This window comes from Pseudomonas haemolytica, from assembly GCF_009659625.1.
Taxonomy (GTDB): Bacteria; Pseudomonadota; Gammaproteobacteria; order Pseudomonadales; family Pseudomonadaceae; genus Aquipseudomonas; species Aquipseudomonas haemolytica.
In genome coordinates this window covers 65,991-79,643 of the sequence record NZ_VOIW01000005.1, presented here as the reverse complement: position 1 = coordinate 79,643, position 13,653 = coordinate 65,991, and the positions used below count along the sequence as shown (strand labels likewise).

General features: G+C 61.7%; 9 protein-coding genes. 4 read left to right on the top strand and 5 right to left on the bottom strand.

Features of this window, described 5'->3' with window-relative positions; genetic code table 11:
* Nucleotides 1–21: 21 nt before the first annotated feature.
* Entirely contained in the window at nucleotides 22–1,047 is a 1,026-nt protein-coding gene (gene sohB, locus FRT59_RS17045) for a protease SohB (protein WP_124386286.1), read from the bottom strand.
* 193 nt (nucleotides 1,048–1,240) lie between these two features.
* On the opposite strand from sohB, the gene FRT59_RS17040 reads away from it, so the two are divergent.
* Both FRT59_RS17040 and FRT59_RS17035 read left to right on the top strand, forming a co-directional pair.
* Entirely contained in the window at nucleotides 1,241–1,951 is a 711-nt protein-coding gene (locus FRT59_RS17040) for a histidine phosphatase family protein (protein WP_198809821.1), read from the top strand.
* A gap of 56 nt (nucleotides 1,952–2,007) precedes the next feature.
* Nucleotides 2,008–2,322: an SCP2 sterol-binding domain-containing protein gene (locus tag FRT59_RS17035; protein WP_034119964.1), complete on the top strand. Its 315-nt coding sequence runs from the start codon at nucleotides 2,008–2,010 to the stop codon at nucleotides 2,320–2,322.
* 68 nt (nucleotides 2,323–2,390) lie between these two features.
* Here FRT59_RS17035 and FRT59_RS17030 read toward each other — a convergent pair whose 3' ends face one another.
* Nucleotides 2,391–5,027: an MGH1-like glycoside hydrolase domain-containing protein gene (locus FRT59_RS17030; protein WP_153871782.1), complete on the bottom strand. Its 2,637-nt coding sequence runs from the start codon at nucleotides 5,025–5,027 to the stop codon at nucleotides 2,391–2,393.
* 249 nt (nucleotides 5,028–5,276) lie between these two features.
* Between FRT59_RS17030 and hglS the strand changes: the two genes are divergently transcribed.
* Nucleotides 5,277–6,653: a 2-oxoadipate dioxygenase/decarboxylase HglS gene (gene hglS, locus FRT59_RS17025; protein ID WP_153871781.1), complete on the top strand. Its 1,377-nt coding sequence runs from the start codon at nucleotides 5,277–5,279 to the stop codon at nucleotides 6,651–6,653.
* Nucleotides 6,654–6,792: 139 nt separating this feature from the next.
* On the opposite strand, the gene FRT59_RS17020 is transcribed toward hglS, so the two are convergent.
* Nucleotides 6,793–7,017: an HP1242/YdcH family protein gene (locus tag FRT59_RS17020; RefSeq protein WP_034119969.1), complete on the bottom strand. Its 225-nt coding sequence runs from the start codon at nucleotides 7,015–7,017 to the stop codon at nucleotides 6,793–6,795.
* A 175-nt stretch (nucleotides 7,018–7,192) separates the two neighbouring features.
* Here FRT59_RS17020 and tkt point away from each other — a divergent pair, with 175 nt between their 5' ends.
* Nucleotides 7,193–9,250, top strand: coding sequence for a transketolase (gene tkt / locus FRT59_RS17015; protein WP_153871780.1), 2,058 nt, complete (start codon nucleotides 7,193–7,195; stop codon nucleotides 9,248–9,250).
* A gap of 118 nt (nucleotides 9,251–9,368) precedes the next feature.
* Here tkt and uvrA read toward each other — a convergent pair whose 3' ends face one another.
* Together uvrA and FRT59_RS17005 are read right to left on the bottom strand one after the other, a co-directional pair.
* Nucleotides 9,369–11,888 (bottom strand): excinuclease ABC subunit UvrA, encoded by a 2,520-nt coding sequence (gene uvrA / locus FRT59_RS17010; RefSeq protein ID WP_153871779.1) that lies wholly within the window; start codon nucleotides 11,886–11,888, stop codon nucleotides 9,369–9,371.
* Nucleotides 11,885–13,597, bottom strand: coding sequence for an ATP-binding protein (locus FRT59_RS17005; RefSeq protein ID WP_153871778.1), 1,713 nt, complete (start codon nucleotides 13,595–13,597; stop codon nucleotides 11,885–11,887). The genes uvrA and FRT59_RS17005 overlap by 4 nt, the downstream gene beginning before the upstream one ends.
* Between the last annotated feature and the right edge of the window lie 56 nt (nucleotides 13,598–13,653).

The following is a 13,653-nucleotide window of genomic DNA, read 5'->3' as shown; positions in this document are numbered from 1 at the left end:
GGCCTACATTCTGAAAATTGGCTACCAGAACCGCTGCTGGGTCAACCGGCTCCACCATGTCAGCAGCACCCGGTCCACCGAACCGCTGGCCGCCAGGCCGACGCGCTCTTGCAGGCTTTTACGCTCGGCATAGTGCAGGTGGAACACTTCGGCGGTCTTGGCCTTGGTAGCCAGGTATTCGTCACTGGTTTGCAGCTCATCGACCAGTTGTTTGTCGAGGGCGGCAACACCCAGCCACACTTCACCGGTGGCCACCTCGTCAATCGCCAACTGTGGACGGTAGCGCGAGACGAAGTTCTTGAATAACTGGTGAGTGATGTCCAGGTCCTCCTGGAACTTCTCCCGGCCCTTTTCGGTATTTTCGCCGAATACCGTGAGGGTGCGTTTGTATTCACCGGCGGTCAGCACTTCGAAGTCGATATCGTGCTTTTTCAGCAGGCGGTTGACGTTGGGCAACTGCGCCACCACGCCAATGGAACCGAGGATGGCAAAGGGTGCGCTGATAATCTTCTCGCCGATGCACGCCATCATGTAGCCGCCGCTGGCCGCCACCTTGTCGATGCACACGGTCAACGGCACGCCGGCCTGGCGGATCCGCGCCAGTTGCGATGAGGCCAGGCCATAGCTGTGCACCATGCCGCCGCCGCTTTCCAGGCGCAGCACCACTTCATCCTTGGGTGTGGCCAGGCTCAGCAGCGCGGTGATTTCATGGCGCAGGCTCTCGGTGGCCGAGGCCTTGATGTCGCCGTCGAAATCCAGCACGAACACCCGCGGCTTGGCCTCGGGTTTCTTCTTGCCTTGCTTCTTTTCGGCTTTGCTTTCGGACTTGCGCAGGGCCTTTAGCTGGTCCTTGTCGAGCAGGCTCGACTCCAGGCGCTCGCGCAAGCCCTTGTAGAAATCATTCAGCTTGCTGACCTGCAATTGGCCGGCGGATTTACGACGACCTTTGCTGCGCAGCGCTGCGAAGCTGATCAATACCACCAGAATAGCGACCACCAGGGTGACGGTCTTCGCCAGAAAGCTCGCGTATTCGGCCAAAAAATCCATATGTCTCCTTAAGAATGCACTGCGCCAAGCGCGGATGGCCCCAGCATACCGACGCCACCGCGTTGGAGCCAGTGATCAAACCGCCAGCAGACGGGCTCCAACGCGCTTTTAAAACAAGCGTATGTTTTTTCATTGACAGCCCGCAGGCATCCTCATAACCTCGCCAGACTTTCAACGTACCGGGAAAACGGACGTGGGCAGCATCTATCTGATTCGACATGGCCAGGCCTCCTTCGGTGCAGACGACTATGACGTCCTGTCGCCCGTCGGTGTGGAACAGGCGCAAGTGCTCGGTCGCCACCTGGCAGACCTGGGCCTTACGTTCGACCGCTGTGTTGCCGGTGACCTGCGTCGCCAGCAGCACACCGCCACCGCCACATTGGATCAATACAAAGCCCTTGGCCTGCCGGTTCCGGCGTTGGAAACCGACAGTGCCTTCAACGAATTCGACGGCGAAGCGATTATCCGCGGCCTGTTACCCGACCTGCTCAGCAGCGAACCCGACGCCGTGCACGTGCTGCGCAATGGCGCGCAGAACCGCAGTGAGTTCCAGCGCATCTTCGCCCTGCTCATCGAGCGCTGGCTGGCCGGCACCTATGATCCACCAGGGCTGGAAGGCTGGCTGGGGTTTGTCGAGCGGGTCCAGGGTGGCTTGCAGCGCATCCTTGAGGCCGCCGACAACGCCGACAAAATCGCCGTGTTTACCTCCGGCGGCACTATCACCGCCCTGCTCCACCTGATTACCCGAATGCCTGCCGCCCAGGCGTTCGAACTGAACTGGCAAATTGTTAACACCTCGCTCAACCAGCTGAAATTCCGCGGTCGCGAGGTGGCACTGGCTTCCTTCAACAGTCATACCCACTTGCAACTGTTGAAGGCGCCGCAGCTCATCACTTTCCGATGAACTGCGGCCAACCGTGACCCCAAGGTCACTGGACTCACCATAAAAGGATCGAAACCATGACTGACGTAGCCAAAGCTGTAGAAGCAATGAAAGCCAAATTCAACCCAAGCGCTGCCGAAGGCCTGGACCTGGTGTTCGGTTTTCGTATCGACGACACCCAGAACTTCTCGCTGGTAGTCAAGGACAAGACCTGCGAACTGCTCGAAGGCGAAAACCCTGACGCCCAAGTGACCCTGGTCATGGACGGCGAGACCATGAAAGGCATCGTCGACGGTTCCACCGACGGCATGCAAGCGTTCATGGGCGGCAAGCTGCGCACTGAAGGCGACATGATGCTGGCCATGAAGCTGAGCGAGCTGTTCCCAGCTTGATTCATGGGTAAAACCTGAATCCCTGTGGGAGGGGGCTTGCTCCCTCCCACATTGATCTGCCGTGGTATTCAGATTCTGGGTTGCAGCAACAACGCCACCAACGCACTCCAGCCTGTCTGGTGTGAAGCCCCCAACCCTCGCCCCGTCTCCCCATGAAAATACTCATGGAACAACACCAGGTCACGGCTGGCCGGGTCCGCCTCCAACTGCGCATACCCCGCCATTGACGGCCGCAGACCATTTTCATCCCTGAGAAACAACCGCGTAAGGCGCTGGCTGAGGCTATCGGCCACCTCCTCCATGGACGACAGGTAACCGCTGCCCGTCGGGTACTCCACGGAAAAATTATCCGCGTAGTACCGATGAAATTCGCGCAACGATTCAATCAGCATGTAGTTCACCGGCATCCACAGCGGCCCGCGCCAATTGGAGTTGCCGCCGTACAAGCGTGAATCGGATTCGCCGGGCTGGTAGCTGGCGCACAAGGTGTCGCCATTCATCTTCAGTGCCAGGGGTTGCTCTGCGAACGCCTTGGACAACGAGCGCACCCCGAAGGCGGACAAGAACTCATTGTCATCGAGCATGCGCCGCAACAAATCCTTGGTGCGCTCACCGCGCAGCAACGCCAGCAGCAGGCGGTTGCCCTGCCCCGGTTCGTTCCAGCGTGAGACCAGTTTGGCCAGGTCCGGCCGGTGGTGCATAAACCCCAGCAGGCGCTCGCGCAGCCCTTCCAAGCCCTCATGCTCGCGCTGCTCCAGCACCAACACGGCGAACAATGGCATCAGGCCGACGATGGAACGCAGGCGCACCGGTTCGCCCTGGCCGTCGGGGCGGTGCAGCACATCGTAGAAGAATAGATCCTGCTCATCCCATAGGCCTTCGGCGCTGTCGTCGACGCGGTTGATCGCGCCGGCGATGTACAGGAAGTGCTCGAAAAACTTCACGGCAATATCCACGTACACCACATTGCGCTTGGCCAACTCCAGCCCGATGCGCATCAGGTCCAGGGCATAGGCCGCGACCCAGGCGGTGCCGTCAGCCTGGTCCAACTGGTAGCCGGGCGGTAGCGCGGCCGAGCGGTCGAACAAGGCGATATTGTCCAGGCCGAGAAAACCACCCTGGAACAGGTTGCGGCCCTCGGCGTCCTTGCGGTTGACCCACCAGGAAAAATTCAGCAGCAGCTTGTGGAAGATGCGCTCCAGGAAATCCATATCGCCCACGCCGGTCAGCGCCTTGTCCTGCTGATACACACGCCAGCTGGCCCAGGCATGCACCGGTGGGTTGGCATCGTCGAAGCGCCATTCATAGGCCGGCAACTGGCCGTTGGGGTGCATGAAGCGGTCCTTAACCAGCAACAGCAGTTGTTGCTTGGCGTAGCCCGGGTCGATCAGCGCCATGGCTACCGCCTGGAAGCCTTGGTCCCAGGAGGCGTACCACGGGTATTCCCAGGTATCGGGCATGGACAGAATGTCGAAGTTGGACAGGTGCCGCCAATGGGTATTACGGATATGCAGGCGCTCGGGCGGCGGCGCGGGCTGGTCCGGGTCGCCGTCGAGCCACTGGTTCACGTCGAAATAGTACAGCTGCTTGGACCACAGCAAGCCGGCCAGGGCCTGGCGCTGCACATTACGCGCATCGTCATCGGCGATGCCCTGTTGCAGGGCCGCGTAGAACTCATCGGCCTCCTGGCGGCGCAGTGCAAACAGCTTGCGCGCATTGACCTCGGGCGCATCCACAGGGGCAAAACGCAGATAGATAATTTTGCTTTCCTGACCCGCCAGCTCGAGGCTGAAATGCGCCGCCACCTTGGTGCCCACGTCGCGACGAATCGCCCCTTGATCACCCTCCACCACATAATCGTTGATGCCATCCTTGAATGGCCCTGGCGTCGGTTGCCCGTCCAGTTTGGCGAAGTTGGTCTCGTTTTCGCAGAACAGCCATTGCACCCCGTCCTGGCCCCAGGCGCTGAGTTGGCGATCGTCCAGCTCATGATGACGGGCCAGCACGCGCCCACCTTCCAGAGTCAACCTGGGCTTGGGCGCATCGAAGGTCCAGCTCCAGTCATTGCGCGCCCACAACTGGGGCAGCACCTGCAGGCGCGTCGGTTGGTCCGAGCGGTTGTGCACGGTGATGCGCATGAAGATATCGTCGGGCTGGTGTTTGGCATATTCGACGCTGACGTCGCAGTAGCGGTTGTCTTCAAACACACCGGTATCGAGGATTTCATACTCGGCATCGCCCAGCCCACGGCGGGCGTTTTCGGCGATCAGGTCGGTGTAGGGAAAGGCGGCATGGGGATACTTGTAGAGCATGCGCATGTAGGCATGGCTCGGTATGCCATCGACGAAAAAGTACAGTTCCTTGACGTCTTCACCGTGGTTGCCTTCGGCATTATTGAGGCCGAACAGGCGCTCCTTGAGGATTGCGTCTTGCTCGTTCCACAGCGCCAGGCCCAGGCACCAGCGTTGTGCCTTGTCGCTGAAACCGGCCAAGCCATCCTCGCCCCATCGATAGGCGCGGCTACGTGCATGTTCATGGGGGAAGTAGGCCCAGGCATCACCGTCGGCACTGTAGTCTTCGCGCACCGTGCCCCATTGGCGCTCGCTCAAGTACGGGCCCCACTCGCGCCAACGTTCGGCGTCTTGCTTGGCCAGGCGCTGGCCTTCAATCGTGTCAAGCAGGCTGGTTACGGGTACGGCCGTCATTGAGTCCTCCATCACCTACACAGTGAGGCGCAGTGTAGAACCCAATGACGCCCGGTTGCACATGAAGACTTGGAAGATGGCGCAGGTGTCTTCGAGTAAGGCGCTGCAATCGTTGCCTGTGCCCAAAGCGCCATGTCGCATTCATTTGCAGAATGAAGTCCAGAAGAATCTTCGTTTGCAAGCCGGCCTGGCGCTCAACAGAATCTGGGCAAGGCCACTTTCATCGCCATAGCCATCAGGAATTTTTCTATGCACGCCACTGCACATGTCAGCCCCGATGAGATCCGCAAGGGCTTTTCCAAGGCCATGTCCGACATGTACCGGGATGAAGTGCCGCTGTACGGCGCGCTGCTGGAACTGGTGGCCGAGACCAACGCTCGCGTACTCGACAGCGAACCGGGCCTTGCGCAGCAACTGCAACGCACTGGGGAAATCCAGCGCCTGGACCTGGAACGCCACGGCGCCATTCGCCTGGGCACCGCTGCGGAGCTGGCGACCATCAGCCGTTTGTTCGCGGTCATGGGCATGCAACCGGTGGGCTACTACGACCTCAGCCCTGCCGGGGTGCCGGTGCATTCCACCGCCTTTAGAGCGGTGCATGAACACGCGCTGCAAACCAGCCCGTTCCGCGTATTTACCTCATTGCTGCGCCTGGAGCTGATCGAAAACGCCGACCTGCGCGCATTCGCCGACCGCGCCCTGGCCAAGCGCGCGATCTTCACCTCGGGCGCCCTGGCGTTGATCGAGCAAGCCGAAACACAAGGCGGCCTGAATGCCAGCGACGCCGAGGCGTTTATCCGCGAGGCGCTGGAGACGTTCCGCTGGCATCACACGGCCACGGTCACAGGCGCCCAATACCAGCAACTCAGCGACCAGCACCGCCTGATCGCCGACGTGGTCGCCTTCAAAGGCCCGCACATCAACCATCTCACGCCACGCACCCTGGACATCGACCAGGTGCAGGCTGCCATGCCTGGCAAAGGCATCACGCCCAAGGCCGTGATCGAAGGCCCGCCGCGGCGCCAGTGCCCGATCCTGCTGCGCCAGACCAGCTTCAAGGCCCTGGATGAACCCATCGCCTTCACCGATGCCCATGGCAGCCACAGCGCGCGCTTTGGCGAAATCGAACAACGCGGCGTCGCCCTGACGCCCAAGGGCCGCGCCTTGTACGACCAACTGCTGAACGCCGCCCGCGATGAACTCGGTGCGTTCCCCAATGAGGCCCACGCCGAGCGGTATGTGCAATTGATGGAACAGCACTTCCGGGCGTTCCCTGATAACCACACACAGATGCGCGAGCAAGGCTTGGCGTACTTCCGCTATTTCGTCACCGAGATCGGCCTGGCAGCACGCGGTCAGGCCGAGCAGCCGCGCACGCTTGAGGCGCTGGTGAGTGCCGGTCACGTGGCAGTGGAGCCATTGGTGTATGAGGATTTTCTGCCGGTGAGTGCGGCGGGGATCTTCCAGTCAAACCTGGGGGATGCGGCGCAGAATCATTACGCGGCCAATGCCAACCAGGCTGAATTTGAACAGGCGCTGGGCCGCAAGACGATTGATGAATTGCAGCTTTACGGCCAGACGCAGCAGCGTTCCATCGATGAGTGCATGGGAACACTGCTGGCATGAAAAAGGGTGTCCTCCCCGGCTCAGCAGCACAATCCTTGCGCTACAAAAGTCCCCAGAGCCGGGTGGACGGGGCGCATCATAAAGACTGAATCCTACGATGTCCCGTATACAAATCTGAACAAATATTGCCGCCCTGCTGCTAGCCCAATCGCGCGACGATCTCGTCCTTGATCAACAGCCGTTTCTTCTTCAGGTTTTCGACTTCCTCATCGCCGGCACTGGCTTTTTCTGCCTTCAGCACCTTTGCGTCGGCTTCGTCATAATGAGTGAGCAGCGAATCCAGCCGGTTATCGTCCGCCCTGCGCTTGTGAACCTCTTCCTTGCTAAAACCCAAGTCCTGATACAGGTCGTGTTTCACTGGCATGGCGTACCTCCACAAGTTATTCAATGGCCTACACCCTTGAAGCTAGCCCATTCCAACCGGTCTTGTCATGTGCCCGGTCAATACGCGTCCGTTCGTCGTAACCCTGGCGATGGGATCAAACCTTTGCCGTGCCCTGCCCTCCACTGTAGATCGCCACCCGAGGGAGAACGGTTTTATGAATCACGTTGCCACTGCTGCCGACACCCAATGCATCAACACCATTCGCACCCTGGCCATGGATGCCGTGCAGAAGGCCAACTCGGGCCACCCCGGTACGCCCATGGGCCTGGCGCCGGTGGGGTACACGTTGTGGAGTCGCTTCCTGCGTTATCACCCGGAGCATCCCGACTGGCCCAACCGTGACCGCTTTGTGCTGTCGGTGGGGCATGCCTCAATGCTGCTGTATTCGCTGCTGCACCTGGCCGGTGTGGTGGAGATCGATGCCCACGGCAAGCGCTCGGGCCAGCCGGCCATCAGCCTCGACGATATCAAGCAGTTCCGGCAGATGGGCTCCAAGACCCCAGGCCATCCCGAGTACCGCATGACCACCGGCGTGGAAACCACCACCGGCCCTTTGGGCCAGGGCTGCGCCAACAGCGTGGGCATGGCCATGGCCGAGCGTTGGCTGGCCGAGCGCTTCAACCGCGACGGCCAGGTGCTCTTCGACTACAACGTGTACACCCTGTGCGGTGACGGCGACATGATGGAAGGCATCAGCAGCGAAGCCGCTTCGATCGCCGGGCACTTGAAGCTGGATAACCTGTGCTGGATCTACGACAACAACACCATCAGTATCGAGGGCCACACTGAGCTTGCGTTCAGCGAAGACGTAATCAAGCGCTTCCAGGCCTACGGCTGGCACACCGTGCACGTCACCGATGCCAATGATTTGCAGGCGTTGAGCGTGGCGCTGGAGACCTTCAAGGCCAATACCGGCGCACCGACCCTGATCGTGGTCGACAGCGTGATCGGCTACGGCTCGCCGCACAAACACAACACCGCCGCCGCCCATGGCGAACCGTTGGGCGAAGAGGAAATCCGCCTGACCAAGGCCGCCTATGGCTGGCCGCAGGATTCGAATTTCCTGGTGCCCGATGAAGCCCGCAGCGTGTTGCGCGATGCCCTCTACGAGCGTGCCGAGCCACTGTACGCCGAGTGGAACCAGACCCTGGCGTCCCTCGACCCGCAACTGGCCGATGAACTACAGCGCATGCGCGCCGGGGAAATGCCCGAGCAATGGCAAGCGCACCTGCCGACCTTCGCCGCCGATGCCAAAGGCGTCGCCAGCCGCGCCTCGGGCGGTGAGGTGCTGAATGCCTTTGCCCAACAGATTCCGTGGCTGCTGGGCGGCTCGGCGGACTTGTCGCCCTCGACCAAGACCAACCTCACCTTCGACGGCGCCGGGCGTTTCAGCGCCGATGACTACAGCGGGCGCAACCTGCACTTCGGTATCCGCGAACACGCCATGGGCGCGATTGCCAACGGCATGGCGCTGTCCTACCTGCGGCCGTACACCTCGACCTTCCTAGTGTTCAGCGACTACATGAAACCGCCGATCCGCCTGGCAGCGATCATGGAGTTGCCGGTTATCTTCGTGTTTACCCATGACTCCATCGGCGTGGGCGAGGACGGGCCGACGCACCAGCCTATCGAACACCTGACCCAATTGCGCGCTACACCGGGGCTACTGACCCTGCGCCCGGGCGATGCGAATGAAACCCTGGAGTTGTGGAAGGTAGCCCTGGCACAAACCCATCGGCCAAGCTGTGTGGTGCTGTCGCGACAGGCGCTGCCTACGCTGGATCGCACGAAATACGCGAGCGCCACTGGCGCGGCCAAAGGCGCCTACGTGTTGGCCGGTTCGGACAAACCTGAGGTCATCCTGATCGCGACCGGCAGTGAAGTCAGCCTGGCGGTGGCCGCCTATGAGCAGCTCAAGGGCGAAGGCGTTGCCGCGCACGTGGTGTCGATGCCGAGTTGGGAGCTGTTTGAAGATCAAGACCAGGCCTACCGCGACAGCGTCTTACCGCCCGCAGTGAAAGCCCGCGTAGTGGTGGAACAGGCGGGCCCCTTGGGTTGGGACCGTTATGTCGGGCAGACCGGCGCCAAGGTGGTAATGAACAGCTTTGGCGCGTCGGCGCCGTTGGCCAAGTTGCAGGAGAAGTTTGGGTTTACCGTGGAGAACGTGGTGAAGCTGGCCAAGGAGCAGACCCAACATAACCTCACTGACTAACAATGGGCTAAATGTGGGAGGGGGCTTGCTCCCGATGAGGGATTGTCAGTGATACATCTGTGACTGACCCGCCGCCATCGGGAGCAAGCCCCCTTCCACATTTGAACATCATCAAGCTTTAGACCAGCTCTCGGGCCAGATAGGGCGCAGTCCGGCTGCTCTTGCTCTTGGCGACTTTCTGCGGCGTACCACACGCCACCACCTTCCCGCCCCGGTCCCCTGCCCCCGGCCCGATATCAATCACCCAGTCACTCTGGGCCACCACGCGCATTTCATGCTCCACCACAACCACCGTATGCCCCGCGTCCACCAGGTGATTCAACTGGCTGAGCAAGCGGTCGACGTCCTTGGGGTGCAACCCGGTTGTGGGCTCGTCCAGCACATACAAGGTGGCGCCGCGGGCATTGCGTTGCAGCTCGGTGGCCAGCTTGATGCGCTGCGCTTCACCCCCGGACAATTCGGTGGCCGGTTGACCAAGGCGCAGATAACCCAGGCCGATATCGCGCAGCACCTGCAACGAACGCAGTACGCCAGGCTGTTCGGCAAATACCTCCACCGCCTGCTCCACCGTCAGCCCCAGCACCTGGGCAATATTCAAGCCTTGCCATTTGATCGCCAGAGTCTCGGGGTTGTAGCGCGCACCGTGGCAGGTCGGGCACGGTGCGTACACGCTGGGCATGAACAACAGTTCAACGCTGACAAAGCCTTCACCCTCGCAGTTCGAGCAACGGCCCTTGGCAACGTTGAAGGAGAACTGCCCGGCGTCGTAAGCGCGCTTTTTCGCCGCCGGCGTGGCGGCAAACAGTTTGCGCACGTTGTCGAACAGCCCGGTATAGGTCGCCAGGTTGGAACGCGGCGTGCGGCCGATGGGTTTCTGGTCTACCTGTACCAACCGGCGGATGTGCTCCAGCCCGGCGCTGATGCGCCCGCCACTGGCTTGCGGTGCAGCGTCTTCCAGGTTCGGCTCGTCGTCGCTCTCCAGCACGCGGCCCAGGCCGCTGCCCACCAGCTCCAGGAGTGCCTGGCTGACCAGGCTGGATTTGCCCGAGCCGGAAATACCCGTCACCGCCGTAAAGCAGCCCAGCGGGAAATCTACCTTCAGTTCAGCGAGGTTATTGCGCGTCACGCCTTCGAGCTTCAGCCAAGCGCTGGGTTCGCGGCGCGTCGGGTTCACCGGGCGCTGTTCGGCAAACAGGTATTCGCGGGTCTGCGATGCCTCGACATCCACCAACCCCGCAGGCGGCCCGCTGTACAACACCTGCCCGCCATGTTCACCGGCTGCCGGGCCCACGTCGATCAACCAGTCGGCGCGGCGCATGGTTTCCAGGTCATGTTCCACCACAAACAATGAATTGCCCGCAGCCTTCAAGCGCTCAAGCGCCGTGAACAACGCTTCGCCATCCGCCGGGTGCAGGCCCGCCGAGGGCTCGTCCAGCACATAGATGACGCCGAACAACTGCGAGCCCAACTGGGTGGCCAGGCGCAAACGCTGCAGCTCTCCGGACGACAAGGTCGGCGTGCTGCGCTCCAGGGACAGATAGCCCAGGCCCAACTCGATCAAGGTGTTCACCCGTTCGAGCAAGTCCTGGGCGATGCGCTGGGCCGCCAGGCGTTTTTCCACCGACAACTTCATCTTGTCCTGCCCCGCCGCCACCGGCTGCAACAACTCGGCCAATTGCGCCAGGGACAGTTGCGACAACTCACCGATATCTACCCCGGCAAACTTCACCGACAACGCTGCCTGGGTCAGCCGCTTGCCTTCGCACAACGGGCAGGCACTGCCTTGCATGAACTGCGACACGCGCTTTTTCATCAGTGCGCTTTGGGTGTGGGCGAAGGTGTGCAGGATATAGCGCCGCGCCCCGCTGAAGGTGCCCTGGTAACTGGGCTCGAGCTTGCGTTTCAACGCATCGCGGGTTTGCTGCGGGGTGAAGCCGGCGTACACCGGCACGGTGGGGGTTTCTTCGGTGAACAGGATCCAGTCACGCTGTTTTTTCGGCAGGTCGCGCCATGGGATGTCTACGTCGTAGCCCAAGGTCACGAGGATGTCGCGCAGGTTCTGGCCCTGCCAGGCCAACGGCCAGGACGCTACTGCGCGCTGGCGGATGGTCAGGGACGGATCCGGCACCATCAGCGCCTCGGTCACTTCATACACACGGCCCAGGCCATGGCATTGCGGGCACGCGCCCTGGGGCAGGTTCGGGGAAAAGTCCTCGGCATACAGCATGGCCTGCCCCGGCGGATAGCTGCCAGCGCGGGAATAGAGCATGCGGATCAAGCTCGACAAGGTGGTGACGCTGCCCACCGAGGAGCGCGCACTTGGCGTGCCGCGTTGCTGTTGCAGGGCCACGGCCGGCGGCAAACCCTCGATGCTGTCCACATCCGGCACGCCGACCTGATCGATCAAGCGCCGCGCATAGGGCGCCACCGATTCGAAATAACGACGCTGGGCCTCGGCATACAGGGTGGAAAATGCCAGGGATGATTTGCCGGAGCCGGACACGCCGGTAAACACCACCAGGGCATCCCGGGGGATATCCACATCGACGTTACGCAAATTATGTTCGCGGGCGCCACGCACCCGCACAAAACCCAAATGCTGGGCCGTGACCGGAGGGATGTTGCGCTGTGAAGTCATGGGCAACCTTGTCTTGCGTTGAGCACCGTACGCACCCGCTGCGTCAGGGCCTCAGGACTGTAGGGTTTGCTCAGCAGGTGGATATCGGCGCTGAGCAGATGATTGGAGGACAGGATGTCGCGGGTGTGGCCGGAGGTGAACAGCACTGCCACCGGTGGCTGTTGCGCTCGCGCCCAGTCGGCCAGGTCAGTGCTCTTGACCCGGCCGGGCATCACCACGTCGGTGAAGATCAGGTCCGGTGCTACACCGCTGCGCAACGCCTGCATGGCGTGGTCGCCGTCCTCGGCGGTGATGACGGTATAGCCTGACTGTTCCAGCAACTCGACCACGGTCAGGCGTACGCCTTCATTGTCCTCGACCACCAGGATGGTTTCCTGGCCATTGCTGTGCAGGTCCAATTCACTGTGGGCATCGAGGCATTCGGGCTCCAGGCTGTGGGGGAAATACATCTGCACCACCGAGCCTTTGCCCTCCTCGCTCCACATTTCCACATGCCCGCCACTCTGGCGCACAAAGCCGAAGACCATGCTCAGCCCCAGGCCGGTGCCCTGGCCTTCACGCTTGGTGGTGAAGAAGGGTTCGAACGCACGCTTGAGAGTTGCCTGGGACATGCCCACGCCGGTATCGGTCACCGCCAGGCGCACGTATTCGCCGGGCTTGATGGCTTTGCCGGCGCAATCGGGAGGGTTGAGGATGACGTTCTCGCCGGTGATGCGAATCACACCCTCGCCCTGCATGGCATCGCGGGCGTTGATCGCCAGGTTGAGCAGCGCGTTTTCCAATTGGTTGCGGTCGACGTTGATGCACCAGGAATCCTGGGGCAATTGCACGTCGATATGGATAGTTTCCCCCAGCGCCCTTTGCAGCAACTCGCCCAGGCCGGCATAGATGCGTTGCGGGTTGTACACCGCCGGCGACAAGGGTTGGCGCCGGGCAAACGCCAGCAGCTGCGACGACAGCTTGGCGCCCCGCTCCACCGCGGCGATGGCGGCGGTGACGCGACGTTGCACCTGGGGGTTTTCCGGCTCATGCCGGGCGAGCAAATGCAGGTTGCCGGCGATCACTTGCAGCAGGTTATTGAAGTCATGGGCCACGCCGCCGGTCAGGCCGCCAATCGCTTCCAGCTTCTGCGACTGGCGCAACTGGTCTTCGGCGGCGGAGCGAGCCTGCACTTCGGCGGCCACACGCTGCTCAAGGTTGTGGGTGAGTTCCTGGCGCACCTGCTCAGACTTCACCAACTCAGTGGTCTCGACCACGATCGCCAACACCCCGGCGGGTTGCTGGTCGTCGCCGGCGACGGGGCTGTAATAAAGGTCCAGCCACACCGTTTCCGGCCTGCCGTTGCGCGACAGCACCAGGTCTTTGTTATTGAAGGACAAGGTGCCGCCCCCCAGGCAGGTGTCGACTACCTGGCGGTTGAACTCGGCCACTTCCGGCCAGCCCAGCTCCACCGGCGTGCCAAGCAGGTACGGATGGCGGCCGCCGGCAAAGGCTGAATAGCTGTCGTTGTAGATCATGTAGCCGGCGCGCCCCCACAGCATCACCATCGGCACCGGGGAAGCCAGCATCATCTGGACGGTACAGGCCAGGCTGGTAGACCAGCGGTCGATGGGACCCAGGTCGGTGGTCGACCAGTCAAACGCGCGAATACGCTGGGCCATTTCACCGGCCCAGCCTTCACAGCCGTGAGGGTTGGTTAAAAATTGCATGGTTCGACTCGGTGCAAAGAAGAGGACAGTCGCACGTTTTGGAGCACGCCCGAGAG

Bases quoted from the DNA above. Each gene is read 5' to 3' on its own strand.
- FRT59_RS17020 (WP_034119969.1), bottom strand. From the start codon at position 7,017: ATGCCAGTGAAACACGACCTGTATCAGGACTTGGGTTTTAGCAAGGAA.
- uvrA (WP_153871779.1), bottom strand. From the start codon at position 11,888: ATGACTTCACAGCGCAACATCCCTCCGGTCACGGCCCAGCATTTGGGT.
- FRT59_RS17030 (WP_153871782.1), bottom strand. From the start codon at position 5,027: ATGACGGCCGTACCCGTAACCAGCCTGCTTGACACGATTGAAGGCCAG.
- FRT59_RS17005 (WP_153871778.1), bottom strand. From the start codon at position 13,597: ATGCAATTTTTAACCAACCCTCACGGCTGTGAAGGCTGGGCCGGTGAA.
- sohB (WP_124386286.1), bottom strand. From the start codon at position 1,047: ATGGATTTTTTGGCCGAATACGCGAGCTTTCTGGCGAAGACCGTCACC.
- hglS (WP_153871781.1), top strand. From the start codon at position 5,277: ATGCACGCCACTGCACATGTCAGCCCCGATGAGATCCGCAAGGGCTTT.
- FRT59_RS17035 (WP_034119964.1), top strand. From the start codon at position 2,008: ATGACTGACGTAGCCAAAGCTGTAGAAGCAATGAAAGCCAAATTCAAC.
- tkt (WP_153871780.1), top strand. From the start codon at position 7,193: ATGAATCACGTTGCCACTGCTGCCGACACCCAATGCATCAACACCATT.